Origin of the sequence: Lentzea alba (assembly GCF_047445655.1) — a bacterium.
Classification (GTDB): Bacteria; Actinomycetota; Actinomycetes; order Mycobacteriales; family Pseudonocardiaceae; genus Lentzea; species Lentzea alba_A.
On the sequence record NZ_JAJAEG010000019.1, the window covers coordinates 115152 to 133877 of the forward strand.

Consider the following 18726-nt stretch of genomic DNA (forward strand, 5'->3'; position numbering starts at 1 on the left):
TTGCGGGATGGAGTACAGCATCCCGGCGATCCGCAGGCTCAGCTCTGCAAGCTCCTGCGGGAGCTGCGCAAGCAGGCCGGCCTGAGCATCCACCAGGCAGGTCCGGACCTCGACATGTCCTCCAGCACCCTCAACCGGATCGAGGACGGCCAGGGCCGCACCCATCCACTGGTCGTGCGCGGCGCCCTGGACCTGCACGAGGCGCCAAGCTGGCTTTGAACCCGCAGGAATCGCTGGCGTTCATCGCCCAGCTCACGCGTTGAGGTAGGTGGCAGTGAACCTGATCTGGCGCAAGAGCACCCGCAGCGCCGAGGGCGGCGGCAACTGCGTCGAACTCGCCCGCACCCCGGACCTCGCGGCCGTCCGCGACTCGAAGAACCCCACCGGGCCGCGCCTCACGTTCGAACCGCAGGCCCTGACGAGCTTCCTCTCGACGCTGCGCTAGACCCACTTCCGGGCGTCCGGGTGCCACGCCTCGCGTGCATCTCCGGCCGCCAGCGGGTCTACGAACTCGATCACAGCGGCCACGACGTCCCCGAAACTGCCGGGTAGGTGCGCACCATCCGCGCCAAGCCGCCGCTTGAACGCGTGATAAGCCGCCTCCCGCAGTGAGACGAACTCCCGGAGCACCTCGGACAAGGGCAGAAGCTCGACACCTCGATGGCTGGTCGTCGCGTTCAACGCGGCACGAACCGCCTCATAGGACAGCGTTTGCCGCCCCGTGAGGGTGTAGAGATCGACGTAGTCGCGTACTCGCGTGCTGGTGTCACCGAGCGCGATCGCCGTGCTCGACTTCTCGGCCAGCACCGTTTCGACCGGATAGCCGAGCACCGGCACGCTCGGCACTCCTGGCCGTTGCGACGGCAGCTCAAGAGTCCGAGGTGCCGGTGTGACCGGGTCGCCGAAGTTGACATCGAGCCGGAGCTTCACCTTCGCCGTCGCCAGTTCACACTCCATTCCGATCCTGACGCCGGAATAGAGGTCGTCGTCGCGGATGGTCTGCGCGACAGTGGTGCCGGTCCGGAATCGGACGCCATCATCGGGTTCGATGGCGAGTTCGGCGACCTCGACCACGCGCGCGACCACGGACGCCTCGTCGTTGGGCAGGTTCCTCGCCAGCAGATCGGCGTCGACGGTCGGCCGGCGTGCGTCGAACACCGCGAGCAGCACACCGCCTTTGAGAACGAACCTGCCTGCGTGCGTCGACTCGGCGAGGCGGGCGAGCCAGCGCTCCAGCACGTAGAGCGTGAGCAGTTCTTCGGTGGGCCGACGGTCCCGCCGGGCCCGGTTCTGCAGGTCCAGGTAAGCACGCCCGGCAGGAGAGTCCTTCGTCGGTCGCTTCACTCGGCCGTCACCGCGTCCATCGCGGTGCGTACGGGACCAAGGATGTTGAGTTCGCGGGCCACGGCCAGCAGGTCGCGTGGTCGCGCGTCCCGGCTGTGCAGGTATCGCCGCAAGGCCGCCAACGCGAGTGGCTCCCCCAGCCTGTTCCTCAACCGCATGAGATCTGCGACTGTTCTTTCCCTGTTGTAGATGCGCACGAACTCGCCTATGGCAGCCTCCACGGAGGACAGCCCCAGCTCGAACCTCTCTGCCGTGAAGCGGAACACCTCGGTCGGCGGATGGTCGATCCGCGGCGACCGATGCTGTCGTGGCACAGCGAACTGGACGGCGATCGGGATCTCATCGGTCAGGTCGTACACCGCCGCTGCAGACACACAGCACACGATCGCGACCGGCACGCGCCTCGACACCGCCAGCAGGTCCGGGAAGGTCGGCACCGGGGCATCCGCCCAGCGGAAGACACCGCGAGACAGCTCGATCAGCGAGCCGTCATCGCGCAGGCTGTACAGCTCTCGGCGATGCACGCCGCTGCCGAGAGCTTCAGCGGTGGTGAACGTGTTCCCGAGAGCGCCGACCATGGACAAAAGTGTCACCACCTACGGCACACCTGGCAACACTTTTGTCCACGGCTTCACTCGATCAGGCGGTCTGCGAAGGCTCCACCAGCGCACGGAGCCGGGGAGGCATCCTCTTCTCCAACCCGTACGGTTCGAGGTGGGCCTGCAGCACGCCCGTGAACGCCCGCTCCACCGAAGCGGTGTCCCAGTTGTCGCTCTCCAGGATCGGTTGCTTGAAGTACGGCTGCCCCACGATGTGGAGCTGGCGGCCGTTGCAGCGGATGACCTGCCCGGTGATGCCCTCGGCGCGGTCGGAGAGCAGGAACAGCACCAGCGGCGCCACCTTGCCCGGCGTGCGGTCGGCCGGAATCGCGCGCAGGGAACGTTCGGACTTCCACACCATCCGCGTGTGCGCGACCGGGCACACGGAGTTCACGCGGATGCCTTCGGACTCCAGGTCCAGGGCCCACGAGTAGCTCAACGAGGCCACCGCGCCCTTGGTCGCCGAATAGGTCGCGAGTTTGCGCTGACCGAGGGAGGCGCCGGACGAAACGTTGATGATGGAACCGCCACCAAAGCCGCGCATCGCCCGCATCGCCGCGATTCCGACGTAGATGACGCCGAGGAGGTTCACCTCGACGACGTGCTTGATCGTCTCGGGATCGTCTTCCCACGGTGCGGTCTCGTAGTTCAGGCCCGCGTTGTTCACCAGACCGTCGACGCGACCGAATTCGTCGACGCACAGGTCGACGATCTTGGCTGCTTCGCTCGGGTCGGCGACCGTGTGGTTCGAGGCGACGGCTCGGCCGCCGTACCCGCGGATGTGCTCCGCGACCCGCTCCGCCAGGTCCCCGTCGTTGTCGTTGACCACCACCGATGCGCCCGCGAGGGCAGCGTGCATCGCGTAGGCCTCGCCCAGGCCGCGACCCGCCCCCGTGATGACGACCGCTTTACCGTCCAGGATCCCCATTGCACGCTCTCTTTCATCACTTGGCGGCGGTTCCCCGGAACCCCCCTGTGGTCCTGTACCCGCCTTCGACAAGCGTGCGGACCAACCGAAGCAGTGAAGAAGACGTTTCGATGAGAAGTAGCTGCCGAGCGCCCAATGGCGAACCGAGTTCGGCGCGGCAGATGCCCCGGACTAATCAGCCCTTCGAAACCCAGGACTTTCGCCCTAACCCGTTCGAGTGACGAAAAGAGCCGCCTTCCCCGTGCGGGGAAGGCGGCCCGAAAAACGAGAATTCAGCGTTCCGTGTAAGTCAGGTTCCTGCCGGTGGACGGGTCGAAGAGCTGCACCTTGTCCGCGTCGAACCAGATGTCCGCCGGGGAGCCCTCGGAGGCACCCGACGCCGACGACAGGCGCGTGACGAGCGAGATGCCGTCACCCGGTACGTCGTCGGAACCCGCGTCGGCCGCGAGCTCCTGCAGCTCCGCCGACGCCGCCTGCTCGCCCGTGAGGTTGAAGTAGGCGTACTTGTCCGAGCCCATCGACTCCAGCACGTCCACCTGCGAGGTGAACTTGCCGCCCGACGACAACGCCGCCGCGTCGACCAGCTCCGCGTCCTCGAAGTGCTCGGGGCGGATGCCCATGATCACCTCGCGGGGCGCGTCGGCGGCCTCCACGAGCTGCCGCACCCGGTCCGTCAGCGTCACGTCGCCGAGGACCGACCGCAGCGAGCCGTTCTCCAGCGACGCCGGCACGAAGTTCATCGACGGCGAGCCGATGAAGCCCGCGACGAAGAGGTTGGCCGGGTTGTCGTAGAGGAACTGCGGCGCGCCGATCTGCTGCACGATCCCGCCGCGCATGACGACGACCCGGTCACCGAGGGTCATCGCCTCGGTCTGGTCGTGCGTCACGTACACCGTGGTCGTGCCGAGCTGCTTCTGCAGGCGCGACACCGAGGTGCGCATCTGCACGCGCAGCTTGGCGTCCAAGTTGGACAGTGGTTCGTCCATGAGGAACGCCTTGGGGCTGCGCACGATCGCGCGCCCCATCGCCACGCGCTGCCGCTGGCCACCGGACAGGTTGGACGGCTTGCGGTCGAGGTGCTGCGAGAGGTCCAGGATGTCGGCGGCCTCCTGCACCTTCCGTTCGACCGTCGCGTTGTCGACCTTGGCCAGCCGCAACGGGAAGGCCATGTTCTCCTTCACCGTCATGTGCGGGTAGAGCGCGTAGGACTGGAACACCATCGCGATGTCGCGGTCCTTGGGTGCCTTCTCGTTGACGCGCTGCCCGCCGATGCGCAGCTCGCCGTCGGTGATGTCCTCGAGGCCCGCGATCATGTTGAGGGTGGTGGACTTCCCGCAACCGGACGGCCCGACCAGGATGATGAACTCGCCGTCGGCGATCTCCAGGTCGACCGCCTGCACGGCCAGCGCGCCGTCGGGATACCTCTTGGTCACCTGATCCAGAACGATTTCTGCCATTAGCAACTCACCCCTTGACGGCGCCGGAGGTCAGGCCGGCGACGATCCGGCGCTGGAAGAACAACACGAAGAGGATGATCGGGATGGTGATCACGACAGCGGCCGCCGCGATCGATCCCGCCGGGTCCTCGAACTGGGAGCTGCCGGTGAAGAACGACAGCGCCACCGGCACGGTCCGCGACTGCTCGGTCGAGGTGAGCGAGATCGCGAACAGGAAGTCGTTCCAGCAGAAGATGAACACCAGGATCGCCGTCGTGAACACACCCGGCGCGGCCAGCGGCGCGATGACGCGACGGAACGCCTGCCCCGGCGTCGCACCGTCCATCTTCGCCGCCTTCTCGAGCTCCCAGGGGATCTCGCGGAAGAACGCCGACAGGGTGTAGATCGCGAGCGGCAGCGCGAACGTGATGTACGGCAGGATCAGGCCGGGCCACGTGTCGAACAGGCCGAGCGAGCGCTCGATCTCGAACAACGGGGACACCAGCGAGACCTGCGGGAACATCGCGATCAGCAGCGAGACGCCGACCAGCAGGTTCTTGCCGGGGAAGTCCAGCCGCGCGATGGCGTAGGCGGCCATCGTGCCGAACACCACGGCGATCGCGGTCGCGATGATCGCGATGCCGATGGAGTTGATCAGCGCCCGCGTGAACTCCGACGTCGAGAAGATGTTCTGGTAGTTCTCCAGACTCCACTCGCGCGGGATGAAGTTGCCGTCCGCCAACGTCTTCGACGACTTGAACGACAGCGACACGATCCACAGCACCGGGAACAGCGCGTAGATCACGACGACCGCGTTGAGCAGACCCCAGCCCCACTTCTTGCCGGTGGTCTCCGCTCCTCCGATGCCTGCCATCAGCGCTTCCCCCCGTCGTCGCTGCCGGGAGCAGCTGTTCCGAAGAGCTTGATGAACACGAACGCGATGATCGCCACCATGATGAAGATCAGCACCGACATCGTCGATCCGATGCCGAGGTTCAAGCCCTTGATGAGGTTGTTGTAGGTCAGCATCGACACCGACGACGTGCCCTGCGAGCCCGCGGTGAGCACGAAGAGGTTGTCGAAGATGCGGAACGCGTCGAGCGTGCGGAACAGCAACGCCACCAGGATCGCCGGCTTCATGATCGGCACGGTGATCTTGATGAACCGCTGCCACCCGCTCGCGCCGTCCATCGCGGCGGCCTTGAGCAGGTCGTCCGGTACCAGCGCCAGCCCTGCCATCAACAGCAGCGCCATGAACGGCGTGGTCTTCCAGATCTCCGCCAGGCCAACGACCAGCAGCGCCGGGATCTTCTCCGTGAGCACCGGCTCACCACCGAGCGCCTCCGCGAGGTAGCCGGTACCGGGTGTCCAGGCGAAGCGCCAGGAGAACGCGGCCACGACCGTGACGATGCCGTACGGGATCAACGTCGTCGTCCGCACGATGCCGCGACCGACCAGAGCGCGGTGCATGATCAACGCGAGCGACATGCCCAGCACCAGTTCGACCGCGACCGTGACAACGGTGAGCAACACCGTCACCCAGACCGCGTTCCACCAGTACGGACTGCTGAGCACGGTGATGTAGTTGTCGAACCAGATCCACTCGGTGCGGTCCGGGAACTTCAGGTCGAACCGCTGCATCGACAGCAGCACCGAGTAGAGGATCGGCCAGCCGGTCACCGCGATCATGGTGATCGCGGCCGGCGCGCAGAGCAGCCAGCCCAGCCGGCGTTCGGCCTTCTTGCCCTCGCTCAGCGCGACTTTCTTCTTGGGGGCAACGGGTTTGGCCGCCGGTGCCTGCACAGTGTCTTCTGTGGCCGCGTGACTCACGGCAGCACCCCCTTCGAGTCGAGAGCGTCCTGCAGTTCCTTGCGCAGTCTGTCCGCCGTCGCCTGCGGGTCGATGTTCGCGGGCGGCGACAGGATCGTGGAGATGACCGTCGAGACGTTCTGGTAGGCGGGCGTGCGCGGCCGCACACTCGCGTTCTTGAGCGTCTCCTTGATGTCATCCCTCATCGGGTACGCCTCGGCCATCTCCGGCTCGTCGTAGACGGCCTCGATGGTCGGCGGCACACCGTCCTTGAGCGCGGCGAGCTTCTGGCTTTCCGCACTGCGCAAGCACAACACCGCGTCGAAAGACTCGTTCACGTGCGTGGTGTAGTTGCTGACGGCGTAGTTGATGCCACCAACGGTGACCTTCGCGGCGTCACCGCTGACAGTGGGATATGGCGCCCACTTGAAGTTCTTCGCGAAATCCGGCTTCTTCTGCGCCGCCGCGTAGACGTACGGCCAGTTGAGCTGGAACGCCGCGTTGCCGCCCTCCATGGCGAGGCGCGCGTTGTCCTCCGCCGCGTTGGAGAAGGACGGGTCGATCGCCTTCGACGTGGCGAGCTTCTTCAACGCCTCCAACGCCTGCACGGCTTTGTCGTCGACGATGGCCTTGGTGCCGTTCTCGTCGAGGATGGTGCCGCCGTTGGAGTTGACCAGGGTGTTGTACAGCACGACGAGCCCTTCGTACTGCTTGCCCTGTCCCACGATCTGGCCGGGCTTCCCCTCCGCCACCAGCGCCTCGGCCATGGAGATCATCTCGTCCCACGTCTTCGGCGGCGTGGGCACCAGATCAGAGCGATACCAGAGAAGTTGGACGTTCGTGTTGTCCGGGGCGCCGTACAGCTTGCCCTCGTACGTCGCCGTGTCGAGCGGCGTCTTCAGCGTGCCGCTCTCGACCTGCGACTTGACCGAGCCCGTGAACTCCTTGATCCAGCCGGCCTTGGCCAGCTCGGCGGTCCACGTGACGTCGAGCCCGAGCACGTCCATGCTGTCGTCTTCCGCGGCGAGTCTGCGCACCATCTGCTCGCGCTGACCGTCCGCTTCACGCGGCAGCTTGTTGTAAACGATGTTGTAGCGCCCAGCGGCCTTCGCGTTGCAACTGTCGACGATGGCCTGGAAGTTCTCCTGCGGATACTTGTAGACGTTGACGGTGATGCCCTGGTCGCCAGACCCGCATGCCGTGATCGTGGACGCCGCGAGCAATGCGGTCCCCAACCCGGCGGCGAGTCGATAGCGCCGTGTCGCACCCATCGGCCCTGCCTCCTTCCCGACTACACGGAGGAGCCAGACCGTCTTCTGCCCGGCACCTCGTCGTGCCACCGGCCGCACCGGGCGAACCGGTCAACCGAACCTAGGCCCGGTGATCAGGAGCCGCAACCAAAGGAAGCAACGATTCAGAACCAATAGATGTCTTGGCGTCTCAATTGCCGGGGTTCACGGGCCGCATCGCGAGCTTGGCGAGCAGGTCACGGCCCTTTTCAGCGGACTTCGGGTGGCACAGCACGTCGTACCTACCCGCGACGAGCTGACTCGCCGACTGGAAGTCCCGCTTACCGCGCGCCGACCCGTACCCGACCGCCGCGAACACGAGCCCGAAGAACACACCGGTGATCAGACCGGTGAGCACCGGCCCGATCGTGACGCCGGGCTCCGGGCTGAACAACGTGAGCAGGAGGCCGACGAACAGACCGAACCACGCACCGCTCGCCGCACCGGTCATGAGGACGCGGCCCCAGCTCAGCTTGCCCGTGACCCGCTCCACCAGCATCAGGTCGACGCCGACGATCGTGACGTCCTGCACCGGGAAGTCTTCAAGGGCAAGGAAGTCGACCGCACGCTGCGCTTCCTCGTACGTGGCGTACGAGCCGATCGGCCACCCCGTCGGCGGCGTGGGCAGGCGGGGCGGGACGCCGGGCCGGTTCGGGTTGGCGAACGGACTCGTCACAGGGACCACCTCTGTCGGACGCGCTGATCGTTCCATCCTGCCAAAGCCCGGTGCGGCGTGCTGAGACGCCTACGGGTGTTTTGCCGGGATCGATACCTGCGCGGGCTGGAGCCGGTCGAGCTCGTTGCCCTCGGAGTCGACGATCGCGAAGTCGTCGCCGGGATGCGGAACCCAGACCGCCACGCCGTTGGGCCAGTGGACGACCTCGATCGAGGTGAGCCGGTCAGCAGGCCTGCGCAGGTAGATCGACTGGCCGTCGAACAGGGTGAACGACGTCCCCAGCGGCTCGAAGCACACTTCACAACTCGTGTCGGGGGCGCGCTGAACTTGAAGTTCGCGATAGCGCGCCGGAACGCAGCTCAGCCCGGAAACGCCAGTTCGAACCGGTGCGCGAACGCCCGGTAGGACCGCGCGTACACGTCCACCTTGTCCGCCACCCGCTCCCGCTCCTTCTTCAACACCTCACCAGCCGCGCCGGCGTTCCCGTTCAGCACGTGGATGATCGCCAGCTTCCGCGCCCGCTCGAAGTCCAGCAACGACTCGGGCTTGGCCACGAGCTCCTGAGCGAGCGCGTCCCACTCGGCGTACTTGTCGAGGTACGGCTTGCCGTGCTTCAAGAACGCCCCCACCAGCGACGAAGCCCCAGCCGCGTGGTCCCCGCCCGGTTCGAAGGTCCACTGCCAGACGGGCTTCTCCCCCATCAGCGAGCCGAGCGGCGCCGACACGACAGGTGTGCCGGGAATCCCCACGCCCAGAGCACGGCAGACCTCGTCGTACTGGCGGAAGCAGACGCCCACCAGCGGCGTCAGGTCCAGCCCTCCGGCGATGCCGAACCCGAGCCAGCCGGAGACGCCGTTGCCGCGGTTCTGCAGCCAGACGTGGCCGCGGCGGACGAAGCCGGTCGGGCGCAGGGCGGTGTCCACGGCTACCAGCACGTCGGTTTTGGGGGATGGCCTCACGGACCACAGAGTCCCACCGATGATCGGTCAGTGCAGGACGGGCTTCAAGAACACCGTCAGCGCCTCCAGGGCCTCCGCCGGTACCTCGTCCAGGTGCTCTGTCAGCTGCAAAAGCAGGCGCCCGCCACCCAGGTCCGACACCGAGTGACACGGAGCGGAAGCGCAGACCTGTTGCACGCCACCCAATGCGGCGACTTGACGTGGGCCGAGCAGCGTGGCCCAGTGCGGACCGCGGGCCAACTCCGCTGCCATGAAAAGGGATTCGTCGAGTCCCGCCCCGACGGCCACCTCGTGCGCGGTCCGCACCCCGACGCGGTCCAACGTGATCCAGCCGCCCGAAGCGCGCACCAAAGACGCGCCCGAGCGAAACATCGACAGCCAATCCTGTTGCACCGCATGGGAAATCCAGCCGCCGAACAACGAGCGGGAGGCGGTGACGACGATCTGGTGCGGAAACGCGGGGTCGTCCTTCAGCAGAACCTCGGCGCACCAGCCGCCGTCGACCAGGGGCAGGCCCTGGGAGTCGAGCTGGACGAGCTGTACGCGCAGGAAGGAAGGCAGGTCCGAAAGGGCCGCGGTCCACGACGGAAGGGTGAAGTCACCCGAAGAGAGCAGCAGGCGGGCATAACCCGGTGGGCCCCAAGGCGTTGTATCGGACGGCCGGTAGTCGCGGGCCACCGACACGAGCTCGGCGACCGAGGCGGGGCAGAGAGGTGCCAGCAGGTCGGTGAACAACTGACCGAACCAGCTGGCCAGGGCGGGGCGGTCGACGACGGAGAACGTGTCCAGCTCAAGGCGGACGACGTGCGGCGGCGACACAGGTCTCGGAAGCGTCAGGTCCGTGCTCAAAGTGAGCGAACCCTATGGCTCCCAAGCAAAAATCGTTAGGGGCCACTCTCGTGAAAGAATGACCCCTAACGGACGAATCCCTAGCCGCGCGACTGGTACTCGCGGAGCAGGCCGCGGGAGATGATCGTCTTCTGGATCTCCGACGTGCCCTCGCCGATCAGCAGGAACGGGGCCTCGCGCATCAGGCGCTCGATCTCGTACTCCTTGGAGTAGCCGTAGCCGCCGTGGATGCGGAACGACTCCTGCGTCACCTCGGCGCAGTACTCGGACGCGATGAGCTTGGCCATGCCGGCCTCGACGTCGTTGCGCTGGCCGGAGTCCTTCAGCCGGGCCGCGTTCACCATCATCAGGTGCGCGGCCTCGACCTTCGTGGCCATCTCGGCCAGCTTGAAGGCGATTGCCTGGTGCTCCGCGATGGCCTTGCCGAACGTCCTGCGCTGCTGCGAGTACTCGATGGCCAGCTCGAACGCGCGGATCGCGATGCCGCACGCGCGGGCGGCGACGTTCACGCGGCCGACCTCGACGCCGTCCATCATGTGCCGGAAGCCCTGGCCAGACGCGCCGCCCAGGATCTGGTCAGCGGCGATCTCGAAGCCGTCGAACACCATTTCCGTGGTGTCGACGCCCTTGTAACCCATCTTGTCGATCTTGCCGGGGATCGTGAGGCCCGGCAGGACCTCGCCGTAACCCTCGGGCTTCTCCACCAGGAACGTCGTGAGGTTCTGGTGCGCCTTCTCCGCGCCCTCGTCCGTCTTCACGAGTACGGCGGTCAGGTTCGACGTGCCACCGTTCGTCAGCCACATCTTCTGGCCGTTGATCGTGTAACCCGACTCGCCCTTGACGGCACGCGTGCGGATTGCCGCGACGTCGGAGCCGAGCTCGGGCTCGGACATGGAGAAGGAGCCGCGCACCTCGCCGGTGGCCATGCGCGGCAGGTACTTCTCCTTCTGCTCGGGCGTGCCGTGCTGCTTGAGCATGTGCGCCACGATGAAGTGGGTGTTGATGACGCCGGAGACGCTCATCCAGCCGCGCGCGATCTGCTCGACGACCAGCGCGTAGGTCAGCAGGGACTCGCCGAGGCCGCCGTACTCCTCCGGGATCGTCAGGCCGAAGAGGCCCATCTCCTTCATGCCCTCGACGATGTCGGCGGGGTACGTGTCGCCGTGCTCCAGCGTCTGGGCGTGCGGAATGATCTCCTTGTCCACGAACGTGCGAACGGTCGCGAGGATTTCTTCCTGGATGTCCGTGAGACCCGCGGTCTGGGCGAGGCGCGCCATCGCACTTCCCTTCCAAAGCAAGAGTTACCGGCGAGTATGGACCGGTTAACGCTCGTTTGCGACCGCGGTGTGCTCTCCGCAACACAGTCGCGCCTGCTGTACCGAAACAGCATCCCTGACGAGTGGAATCGCGCACCCACACGCGACGAACTCCGCAGGTGGACTTTAAGATCCCGGCTCAACACTCCTAGGGGGACCGCGATGACTTACGACCCGTACAACCCGAAGCAGGGCGACCCGTACGGCCAGCAGCCTGGCCAGCCCTACGGCCAGCAGCCCGGCCAGCCCTACGGGGCGCCGCAGTACCCCTACGGCTACCCGCCCCAGCCCAAGCCGCAGCAGAACGCGATCCTCGCGCTCGTGCTGTCCTGCGTGGGTTTCGTGACCTGCGGCATCACGGCGATCGTCGGCGTCATCTTCGGCCACATCGCGATGGGCAAGATCAAGCGGGGCGAGGAGGACGGCCGCGGCCTGGCACTGGCAGGCCTGATCGTGGGCTACGTCGTCATCGTGGGATGGGTGCTCTACTTCGTGTTCATCGTGTTCCTGATCGGCATCGGCCTGAACCAGAACACGTACTAGGAGCTTCAGCCCGCGAGGGCGATCTCCAGGGCGCCACCGCAGTGGCGGCAGACGTCGGCGAACACGTGGACGTCGGCGTCGCATCCCGGGCAGCTGCGGAAGCTGCGCTCGAGCAGGTCGTCCTCGCGGCGTTTGAAGAGCCGCAACCGTCTGCTGGCCTTACCGTTACTGGAACGTGACATGCCCATGAGCATGCACCCCACCCCGGGCCGTTCCGCAAACTTCGGTAACAGATTGTGCGCCACCTCACCCGTTTTGAATGCAACCTGTGACGGTCGAACACGTCCAGTCACATTCAGGGTGAAGTAGCGCACAATCTGTAACGGAATTAGTCCTCCGGCGGGGTCCACACGTTCGACCGCGACATACCCGCGGCACGGCCCTTGCCGGAGATGACGAGAGCCATCTTCCGGGACGCCTCGTCGATCATCTCGTCGCCGAGCATCACCGCGCCGCGCTTGCCGCCTGCCTCGGACGTGAAGTACTCGTACGCGTCGAGGATGTTCTCCGCGTGGTCGTAGTCGTCCTGCTTCGGGCTGAAGACCTCGTTGGCCGCGTCGATCTGGCCGGGGTGCAGCACCCACTTGCCGTCGAAGCCCAGCGCCGCGGAACGACCGGCGACGCGCTTGTAGCCCTCGACGTCGCGGATCTGCAGGTAGGGGCCGTCGATGGCCTGCTTGTCGTGGGCCCGCGCGGCCATCAGGATCCGCATCAGGATGTAGTGGTAGGCGTCGCCGACGTCGTAGCCGGGCGGCTGCTCACCGACGACCAGCGACTTCATGTTGATGGACGCCATGAAGTCCGCCGGGCCGAAGATGATCGTCTCGACGCGCGGGGACGCGGTGGCGATCGCGTTGACGTTGTTCAGGCCCAGGGCGTTCTCGATCTGGGCCTCGATGCCGATCTTGCCGACCTCGTAGCCCATCGTCTTCTCGATCTGCGTGATCAGGAAGTCGAGAGCCACGATCTGCTCGGGCGTCTGCACCTTCGGCAGCATGATGCAGTCGAGGTTCGCACCGGCGCCCTCGACGACCTCGGTGACGTCGCGGTAGGTCCACTCCGTCGTCCAGTCGTTCACGCGGACGACGCGGGCCTTGTCGCCCCAGCCGCCCTCGTTCAGGGACGCGACGATGGTCTTGCGGGCGTCCGGCTTGGCCAGCGGGGCGCAGGCGTCCTCCAGGTCCAGGAACACCTGGTCCGCCGGCAGCGTGCGCGCCTTGTCGATCATCTTCTGGCTCGAACCTGGAACCGCCAGACACGAGCGACGGGGACGCTGCTGGTCGACCACTGGAGTACCTCCTCGTACCGGCCGGTAACTATGTGCGCCACAGTGGCACGCATCATCTCCGGGCGCATATTCGCTGAGTCCCGTTTCACAAACCCTGGCAGGCTGAACCGGTGGAGATCACTCGAATCTTGGACGCGGCGCTGCGGAAAGCAGCAGCCGTGTGGATCACCTCACCCGGCCACGAACCCCGTCTCGTGCACGCCCACTGGCGCGACGACGCGCTCTGGGTCATCACCGGCGGCTCCGAACAGCAGGTGCCCGGCCTGGCCGACCAGGCGCAGGTCACGGTCACCGTCCGGTCCCCCAGCACGCACTCGCACCTCATCGACGCTCAGGCCGTCGCCCGGCTGACCGAGCCCGACGAGGAGACGACTCAGGCGCTGAAGACCGCGCGCCTCAACACCAGTCCGGAGTGGGAAGCGGTGTACCGGCTGGAGTTCAGCGCATGATCACCGTTCCTGCCGGCTTCGGCGCCGAGCTCGGCGAGGGTGCGCCGGAGTGGGTGGCGTCGTTGCCGAAGCTCGCCACGAAGGCGTGTGCGCGGTGGCAGCTCACCCCGGACGGCGCGCTGATGAACGGCTTCTGCGCCGTTGTGCTGCCGGTGCGGCGGGCCGACGGGCACCCGGCCGTGCTCAAGCTGACCTGGGTCGACCGGGAGACCGAGCACGAACCGCTGGCGCTGAAGCTCTACGACGGCAACGGTGCCGTGCAGCTGCTCGACCACGACGAGGAGCTCGGCGCGTTGCTGCTGGAACGCCTCGACCAGCACTCACTCGACGACGAGCCGATCGACCTCGCGGTCGGCGTGATCGGCTCGCTGTTGCGACGACACCGCGGAATCCAGGCACCGAGCGAGATCCGCAGGTTCTCCAGCGGCCTCGAAGATCACCCGGCGATCCCCGCCCGGCTGCTCGACGCGGCCCGCGAGGCCGGCACCAGGCCGATGGGCACGACACTGGTCAACGAGGACCTGCACTACGAGAACGTGCTGCGCGGCGACCGCGAACCGTGGTTGGTGATCGACCCGAAGCCGCTGTCCGGCGATCCCGAGTACTGCATGATCCCGTTGCTGTGGAACAGGTTCGACGAGCTGGACGGCCGCAAGGGGCTCACCGACCGGTTCCTGGCGCTGTGCGACGCGGGCGAGCTGGACGTCGCGAAGGCGCGCGACTGGACGCTGCACCGGGCCGTCGCCAACTGGATCTGGGCTCTGGAAGAAGACATCGAGGACATGGCGGTGATCTGCGCCGATATCGCCGGGTGGGCGGCCCGGACCTGATCTAGCCTGGTGATGTGGTGGCTGTGAACCGGGTTTACATCGCTCAGCTGGCCGGACTTCCCGTCTTCGGCCCCGACGGCGAACCCGTCGGCAAGGCCCGCGACGTCGTGATCAGTCTCCGGATCGACCGGCAACCGCCGCGCGTGCTCGGCATGGTCATCGAGCTGGCGACCCGGCGGCGGATCTTCGTCCCGATGCTGCGCTTGACGTCCATTGAGCCGAACGCCGTCACGCTCGCGACCGGCTCGGTGAACCTGCGCCCGTTCCACCAGCGCGTCAACGAGGTGCTCGTGATCGGCGAGGTGCTGGACGCCAAGATCGCGCTGGACGGCGGCGGCAGCGCCGTCGTCGTGGACGCCGCGATGGAGCTGACCCGCACCCGCGACTGGCGGATGGTTCGCGTCGCGGCCCGGGAGCGCACCGGCCGGTTCGGTTTCAAGGGCCCGACGCAGGTGTTCCGCTGGGAGGACGTCGGCGGTCTGAGCGTCAACGAGATCGCGGGCCAGCCGCAGGGCGCCCAGCAGCTGGTCGCGGTGTTCGAGGGCATGCGCGCGGCCGACGTGGCGCACGCGTTGCACGAGCTGCCACCCAAGCGCCGCCACGAGGTCGCCGACGCGCTGGACGACGAACGGCTCGCGGACGTCATCGAGGAACTGTCCGAAGAGGACCAGAAGGACGTCCTGTCGCACCTGGACGAGGAACGCGCCGCGGACATCCTGGAGGCGATGAACCCGGACGACGCGGCCGACCTGCTGGCCGAGCTGTCCGAGGCGGCCAAGGACCGGCTGCTCGACCTGATGGAACCCGAGGAGTCCGAACCCGTCCGGCGCCTGCTGGAGTACTCGTTCGACACGGCCGGCGGTCTGATGACCCCGGAACCGATCATCCTCACGCCGGACGCGACGATCGCGGAAGCGTTGGCACGGGTGCGAAATCCCGACCTGACGCCGGCGCTGGCGTCGATGGTCTTCGTGTGCCGCTCTCCCTCCGCGACGCCGACCGGGCGGTACCTGGGCTGCGTGCACATCCAACGCCTGCTGCGCGAACCCCCGTTCGACCTGGTCGCCGGCGTGATCGACACCTCGCTGGTGCGACTGCCCCCGAACGCCTCGCTGAGCGATGTCACGCGCTACTTCGCCACGTACAACCTGGTGTGCGCGCCGGTGACCGACGAGGCCGAGCACCTGCTCGGCGCGGTGACCGTCGACGACGTGCTGGACCACCTGCTGCCGGACAACTGGCGCGAGACGGGACTGAGCCATGCCTGAACTGCTGCCACGGCGCAGACTCGACCAGCCGCGCGAACCCCGCGGCTTCCGCCTGTCGATCGACCCGGACGCGTTCGGTCAGTTCTCCGAACGGCTCGCGCGCTTCCTGGGCACGGGCAAGTTCCTGTTCTGGCAGACGTTGCTCGTGATCGCGTGGATCTCCATCAACCTGGTGGCGGTGTCGCTGCGGTGGGACCCGTATCCGTTCATCCTGCTGAACCTGGCGTTCTCGACGCAGGCTGCTTATGCGGCGCCGTTGATCCTGTTGGCACAGAACCGGCAGGACGACCGGGACCGGGTTTCGTTGGAGGAGGACCGGGCTCGGGCGGCGCAGACCAAGGCGGACACCGAGTACCTGGCTCGGGAGCTGGCGGCGCTGCGGTTGGCCGTCGGTGAGGTGGCGACGCGTGACTTCATCCGCGGGGAGCTCGAAAAGCTGGTGAAAGAACAGAACAACATGAGGAAGATCAGAGGGTGACCTTCCGAGACGTAGTCGCGTTGTGGCTGGTGAAGGAGAAGCGGGCGACCGACGTCGTACTCGCGGCCTGCGACCTGCTCGTGGCCGGTGAGGGCGGCGAGGCCGTGGCCCGGCTGGCGGCGCTGACCCGGCTGGAGGCGGACATCGAGGTGCCGATCCTGCTTCCGGAGGTGATGCGGGAGCTCGACCTCCCCCACCACAGCAGGGGAACGGTCGAGGGCAGGGAGGAAGGACTGCGCGCGATGGCTGTGCGCGTCCTGTCGGGTGAATTGACACCGCGTGAGCTCACGAAGTGGACGCACCGGATGTTCGGGCACGAGGACGAAGGCTGGCGACTGTCGGAACTGGACGACGCCTACGACACCCAGGCCGTCGACAGCGACGAGGCGCTGGACGCCGAGGTGATGGCGGAAGTGCGCCGGATCACGTCCTGATCTGTCCACTCGCGACCAGATCTGACAGAACCTCGTGGATCGCGGGCGCCGTCTCCACGTGCGACCGGTACTCGTCCCGGTTCACATAGGTCAGCTCGGCGATCTCACCGGTGGGTTGCGGAGTTCCCAGCAACGAAGCCGTGAAGCAGGTCATGTCGACCATCGCGCCCTCACCCTCGCCGTATGCGGGTGCGACGTAGCGCTTCACCTCTGAGAGCGCTCCCAGCCCGATTCCCAGCTCCTCCCGCACCTCCCGGCGCAGGGCGTCCACAGGGGACTCACCAGGCTCGATCTTGCCGCCGGGGAGGTAGAAGGCCTTCTTGTTGCGTGAGCGCACAACGAGGAGGCGGCCAGCCTCGACGTGCACAAGTCCCACCACGGTGATCACGGATACACGTCGTCCGCTGCCAAGCGGTCACACGTGCGTCCGAAGGCTTCGAGCTCTCCAGGCCCGAAACTCTCCCCGAAGTGTTCGGCGACTCCCGCCAGGTGGGTGGCGGAGGCGCTGCGGAGACGTTCGGCACCGAGCGGTGTGAGCACGGCCACGATGCCGCGTCCATCACCGTCGGCGCGTTCGCGTCCGACCAGACCTGCACGTTCCAAACGGTCCACCAGGCGGGTCACGCCAGATCGGGACAGCAGGACGGCATCGGCCAGTTCAGTCATGCGCATGCGCATGGAAGGCGTCTCGGCCAGTTGAACCAGCACGTCGTACGCCGCGAGCGAAAGGCGCTGCTCAGCAATCAGTTCGGCCTCGAGGACCCTCGTGATCCGTGCATGCGCGCGGAGGAACGATCGCCACACCCCTAGCTCGACACGGGTGGGCAACCGGGAACTACCCGATTCCGGCACGGACGTCGATGTTACGGACAGCTCTGGCCCCGCTACGACCTGGGCCTGTGGTCGAAAGTGACCGGCCGGTAGGACGCGTGTGAACCGGACGTAGCATGGCTGGGTGACCACCACACAGCCCCTCCCCACCGTCGAGGACGTCCGCAAGGCGCTCGCCGGTGTGCAGGACCCCGAGATCCGCCGCCCGATCACCGAGATCGGCATGGTCAAGGACGTCGAGGTCGGCGCGGACGGCGCCGTGGTCGTGGGTGTTTTCCTGACGGTCGCGGGCTGCCCGATGCGCGACAAGATCACTAAAGACGTCACCGAAGCCGTTCAGGCTTTGGACGGCGTCTCGTCCGTGCGGGTCGACCTCGACGTGATGAGCGACGCCCAGCGGACCGAGCTGCGCAAGACGCTGCGCGGCGGCACCGAGGAGCCGGTCATCCCGTTCGCCCAGCCGGGCTCGCTGACGCGGGTGTACTGCGTCGCGTCCGGCAAGGGCGGCGTCGGCAAGTCCTCGGTCACCGTGAACCTGGCCGTCGCGATGGCGGCCCGCGGCCTGTCGGTCGGCATCGTCGACGCCGACATCTACGGCCACTCGATCCCCCGCATGCTCGGCGCGGACGGCCGCCCCACCCAGGTCGAAAAGATGATCATGCCGCCACAGGCGCACGGCGTGAAGGTCATCTCGATCGGCATGTTCACCCCGGGCAACACGCCCGTCGTGTGGCGCGGCCCGATGCTGCACCGCGCGTTGCAGCAGTTCCTCGCGGACGTGTTCTGGGGCGACCTGGACGTGCTGCTGCTCGACCTGCCGCCGGGCACCGGTGACGTGGCCATCTCGGTGGCGCAGCTGGTCCCGAACGCAGAGATCCTGGTCGTGACGACCCCGCAGCAGGCCGCCGCCGAGGTGGCCGAGCGGGCCGGCTCGATCGCCCTCCAGACGCGTCAGCGGGTCGCGGGCGTCATCGAGAACATGTCGTGGCTGGAGATGCCCGACGGCTCGCGCATGGAGGTCTTCGGCTCGGGTGGCGGCGCTGCGGTCGCGGAGTCGCTCTCGAAGGCCATCGGTTCGGATGTGCCGCTGCTCGGGCAGGTGCCGCTGGACCCGCGGCTGCGCGAGAACGGCGACACTGGCACGCCGATCGTGCAGGCGGTGCCGGATTCGGCTGCCGCTCAGGTGCTCAGCGACGTGGCGAAGAAGCTGACCGTGAAGTCGCGCGGCCTGGCGGGCCGTCTGCTGAACGTGTCGCCCGCCGGCCGCTAGCCGACGTCTGCAAGTACCCCTCCAACTCGACATCAACAGCTCATGAGGCGGAGGTACTTGCGGGACTCCGCCGACAAATCGTGGGCGATATGCCCGCTATGCCCCAGCAAGTCCCCTTCTTGTTTGCCAT

At 67.0% G+C, this 18726-nt stretch carries 25 protein-coding genes; 9 read left to right on the top strand and 16 right to left on the bottom strand.

What is annotated here, in order from left to right:
- Together LFM09_RS29775 and LFM09_RS29780 are read left to right on the top strand one after the other, a co-directional pair.
- A complete protein-coding gene (locus LFM09_RS29775; protein ID WP_414099892.1) occupies nucleotides 1–219 on the top strand; it encodes a helix-turn-helix domain-containing protein in 219 nt (72 codons plus the stop codon).
- Nucleotides 220–268: 49 nt separating this feature from the next.
- A complete protein-coding gene (locus tag LFM09_RS29780) occupies nucleotides 269–445 on the top strand; it encodes a DUF397 domain-containing protein (protein ID WP_414099893.1) in 177 nt (58 codons plus the stop codon).
- On the opposite strand, the gene LFM09_RS29785 is transcribed toward LFM09_RS29780, so the two are convergent.
- From LFM09_RS29785 to LFM09_RS29840, 12 genes are all read right to left on the bottom strand, one after another.
- Nucleotides 442–1344 (bottom strand): nucleotidyl transferase AbiEii/AbiGii toxin family protein, encoded by a 903-nt coding sequence (locus LFM09_RS29785; protein WP_414099894.1) that lies wholly within the window; start codon nucleotides 1342–1344, stop codon nucleotides 442–444. The two genes, LFM09_RS29780 and LFM09_RS29785, sit on opposite strands and share 4 nt — an antisense overlap.
- Entirely contained in the window at nucleotides 1341–1937 is a 597-nt protein-coding gene (locus LFM09_RS29790) for a type IV toxin-antitoxin system AbiEi family antitoxin domain-containing protein (protein WP_414099895.1), read from the bottom strand. The genes LFM09_RS29785 and LFM09_RS29790 overlap by 4 nt, the downstream gene beginning before the upstream one ends.
- A gap of 46 nt (nucleotides 1938–1983) precedes the next feature.
- Nucleotides 1984–2871, bottom strand: coding sequence for an SDR family NAD(P)-dependent oxidoreductase (locus tag LFM09_RS29795; RefSeq protein WP_414099896.1), 888 nt, complete (start codon nucleotides 2869–2871; stop codon nucleotides 1984–1986).
- 272 nt (nucleotides 2872–3143) lie between these two features.
- Nucleotides 3144–4328, bottom strand: a complete 1185-nt coding sequence (locus LFM09_RS29800) for an ABC transporter ATP-binding protein (RefSeq protein ID WP_414099897.1) — start codon at nucleotides 4326–4328, stop codon at nucleotides 3144–3146.
- A 7-nt stretch (nucleotides 4329–4335) separates the two neighbouring features.
- On the bottom strand, nucleotides 4336–5181 hold the full coding sequence (locus LFM09_RS29805; RefSeq protein ID WP_414099898.1) for a carbohydrate ABC transporter permease: 846 nt from the start codon (nucleotides 5179–5181) through the stop codon (nucleotides 4336–4338).
- On the bottom strand, nucleotides 5181–6110 hold the full coding sequence (locus tag LFM09_RS29810) for a carbohydrate ABC transporter permease (protein WP_414099979.1): 930 nt from the start codon (nucleotides 6108–6110) through the stop codon (nucleotides 5181–5183). The genes LFM09_RS29805 and LFM09_RS29810 overlap by 1 nt, the downstream gene beginning before the upstream one ends.
- A gap of 23 nt (nucleotides 6111–6133) precedes the next feature.
- Nucleotides 6134–7387: an ABC transporter substrate-binding protein gene (locus tag LFM09_RS29815; RefSeq protein WP_414099899.1), complete on the bottom strand. Its 1254-nt coding sequence runs from the start codon at nucleotides 7385–7387 to the stop codon at nucleotides 6134–6136.
- 169 nt (nucleotides 7388–7556) lie between these two features.
- On the bottom strand, nucleotides 7557–8117 hold the full coding sequence (locus tag LFM09_RS29820) for a general stress protein (RefSeq protein ID WP_414099900.1): 561 nt from the start codon (nucleotides 8115–8117) through the stop codon (nucleotides 7557–7559).
- Nucleotides 8118–8150: 33 nt separating this feature from the next.
- Nucleotides 8151–8378, bottom strand: a complete 228-nt coding sequence (locus tag LFM09_RS29825; protein ID WP_414099901.1) for a hypothetical protein — start codon at nucleotides 8376–8378, stop codon at nucleotides 8151–8153.
- Between the two features lie 62 nt (nucleotides 8379–8440).
- A complete protein-coding gene (locus LFM09_RS29830) occupies nucleotides 8441–9040 on the bottom strand; it encodes a hypothetical protein (protein WP_414099902.1) in 600 nt (199 codons plus the stop codon).
- 27 nt (nucleotides 9041–9067) lie between these two features.
- Nucleotides 9068–9889 carry a hypothetical protein gene (locus tag LFM09_RS29835; RefSeq protein WP_414099903.1) on the bottom strand — a complete coding sequence of 274 codons (822 nt, stop codon included), beginning with the start codon at nucleotides 9887–9889 and terminating at the stop codon, nucleotides 9068–9070.
- 80 nt (nucleotides 9890–9969) lie between these two features.
- On the bottom strand, nucleotides 9970–11166 hold the full coding sequence (locus LFM09_RS29840) for an acyl-CoA dehydrogenase family protein (RefSeq protein WP_414099904.1): 1197 nt from the start codon (nucleotides 11164–11166) through the stop codon (nucleotides 9970–9972).
- Nucleotides 11167–11367: 201 nt separating this feature from the next.
- On the opposite strand from LFM09_RS29840, the gene LFM09_RS29845 reads away from it, so the two are divergent.
- Nucleotides 11368–11748, top strand: coding sequence for a DUF4190 domain-containing protein (locus tag LFM09_RS29845; protein WP_414099905.1), 381 nt, complete (start codon nucleotides 11368–11370; stop codon nucleotides 11746–11748).
- 5 nt (nucleotides 11749–11753) lie between these two features.
- On the opposite strand, the gene LFM09_RS29850 is transcribed toward LFM09_RS29845, so the two are convergent.
- Nucleotides 11754–11930, bottom strand: coding sequence for a hypothetical protein (locus tag LFM09_RS29850; RefSeq protein WP_414099906.1), 177 nt, complete (start codon nucleotides 11928–11930; stop codon nucleotides 11754–11756).
- A gap of 146 nt (nucleotides 11931–12076) precedes the next feature.
- Nucleotides 12077–13036 carry an HpcH/HpaI aldolase/citrate lyase family protein gene (locus LFM09_RS29855; protein WP_414099907.1) on the bottom strand — a complete coding sequence of 320 codons (960 nt, stop codon included), beginning with the start codon at nucleotides 13034–13036 and terminating at the stop codon, nucleotides 12077–12079.
- A 110-nt stretch (nucleotides 13037–13146) separates the two neighbouring features.
- On the opposite strand from LFM09_RS29855, the gene LFM09_RS29860 reads away from it, so the two are divergent.
- From LFM09_RS29860 to LFM09_RS29880, 5 genes are read left to right on the top strand one after another with little or no spacing between them, the layout of a single operon-like run.
- Nucleotides 13147–13485, top strand: coding sequence for a hypothetical protein (locus LFM09_RS29860; protein ID WP_414099908.1), 339 nt, complete (start codon nucleotides 13147–13149; stop codon nucleotides 13483–13485).
- Nucleotides 13482–14315: an aminoglycoside phosphotransferase family protein gene (locus tag LFM09_RS29865; RefSeq protein WP_414099909.1), complete on the top strand. Its 834-nt coding sequence runs from the start codon at nucleotides 13482–13484 to the stop codon at nucleotides 14313–14315. Before LFM09_RS29860 ends, LFM09_RS29865 begins: the two co-directional genes overlap by 4 nt.
- Before the next feature lie 14 nt (nucleotides 14316–14329).
- On the top strand, nucleotides 14330–15583 hold the full coding sequence (locus LFM09_RS29870) for a magnesium transporter MgtE N-terminal domain-containing protein (protein WP_414099910.1): 1254 nt from the start codon (nucleotides 14330–14332) through the stop codon (nucleotides 15581–15583).
- Nucleotides 15576–16061: a DUF1003 domain-containing protein gene (locus LFM09_RS29875; protein ID WP_414099911.1), complete on the top strand. Its 486-nt coding sequence runs from the start codon at nucleotides 15576–15578 to the stop codon at nucleotides 16059–16061. The genes LFM09_RS29870 and LFM09_RS29875 overlap by 8 nt, the downstream gene beginning before the upstream one ends.
- Nucleotides 16058–16495 (top strand): hypothetical protein, encoded by a 438-nt coding sequence (locus tag LFM09_RS29880; protein WP_414099912.1) that lies wholly within the window; start codon nucleotides 16058–16060, stop codon nucleotides 16493–16495. The genes LFM09_RS29875 and LFM09_RS29880 overlap by 4 nt, the downstream gene beginning before the upstream one ends.
- On the opposite strand, the gene LFM09_RS29885 is transcribed toward LFM09_RS29880, so the two are convergent.
- Nucleotides 16485–16883, bottom strand: coding sequence for an NUDIX hydrolase (locus LFM09_RS29885; RefSeq protein ID WP_414099913.1), 399 nt, complete (start codon nucleotides 16881–16883; stop codon nucleotides 16485–16487). The two genes, LFM09_RS29880 and LFM09_RS29885, sit on opposite strands and share 11 nt — an antisense overlap.
- Nucleotides 16880–17323, bottom strand: a complete 444-nt coding sequence (locus tag LFM09_RS29890; protein ID WP_246290903.1) for a MarR family winged helix-turn-helix transcriptional regulator — start codon at nucleotides 17321–17323, stop codon at nucleotides 16880–16882. The genes LFM09_RS29885 and LFM09_RS29890 overlap by 4 nt, the downstream gene beginning before the upstream one ends.
- Before the next feature lie 127 nt (nucleotides 17324–17450).
- Between LFM09_RS29890 and LFM09_RS29895 the strand changes: the two genes are divergently transcribed.
- Nucleotides 17451–18596, top strand: coding sequence for an Mrp/NBP35 family ATP-binding protein (locus LFM09_RS29895; RefSeq protein ID WP_414099914.1), 1146 nt, complete (start codon nucleotides 17451–17453; stop codon nucleotides 18594–18596).
- Nucleotides 18597–18726: the final 130 nt, after the last annotated feature.

Excerpts from the sequence above, each read along its gene's own strand:
- LFM09_RS29795 (WP_414099896.1), bottom strand. The coding sequence starts at position 2,871 with ATGGGGATCCTGGACGGTAAAGCGGTCGTCATCACGGGGGCGGGTCGC.
- LFM09_RS29800 (WP_414099897.1), bottom strand. The coding sequence starts at position 4,328 with ATGGCAGAAATCGTTCTGGATCAGGTGACCAAGAGGTATCCCGACGGC.
- LFM09_RS29805 (WP_414099898.1), bottom strand. The coding sequence starts at position 5,181 with ATGGCAGGCATCGGAGGAGCGGAGACCACCGGCAAGAAGTGGGGCTGG.
- LFM09_RS29815 (WP_414099899.1), bottom strand. The coding sequence starts at position 7,387 with ATGGGTGCGACACGGCGCTATCGACTCGCCGCCGGGTTGGGGACCGCA.
- LFM09_RS29820 (WP_414099900.1), bottom strand. The coding sequence starts at position 8,117 with ATGGAACGATCAGCGCGTCCGACAGAGGTGGTCCCTGTGACGAGTCCG.
- LFM09_RS29840 (WP_414099904.1), bottom strand. The coding sequence starts at position 11,166 with ATGGCGCGCCTCGCCCAGACCGCGGGTCTCACGGACATCCAGGAAGAA.
- LFM09_RS29845 (WP_414099905.1), top strand. The coding sequence starts at position 11,368 with ATGACTTACGACCCGTACAACCCGAAGCAGGGCGACCCGTACGGCCAG.
- LFM09_RS29850 (WP_414099906.1), bottom strand. The coding sequence starts at position 11,930 with ATGTCACGTTCCAGTAACGGTAAGGCCAGCAGACGGTTGCGGCTCTTC.
- LFM09_RS29865 (WP_414099909.1), top strand. The coding sequence starts at position 13,482 with ATGATCACCGTTCCTGCCGGCTTCGGCGCCGAGCTCGGCGAGGGTGCG.
- LFM09_RS29875 (WP_414099911.1), top strand. The coding sequence starts at position 15,576 with ATGCCTGAACTGCTGCCACGGCGCAGACTCGACCAGCCGCGCGAACCC.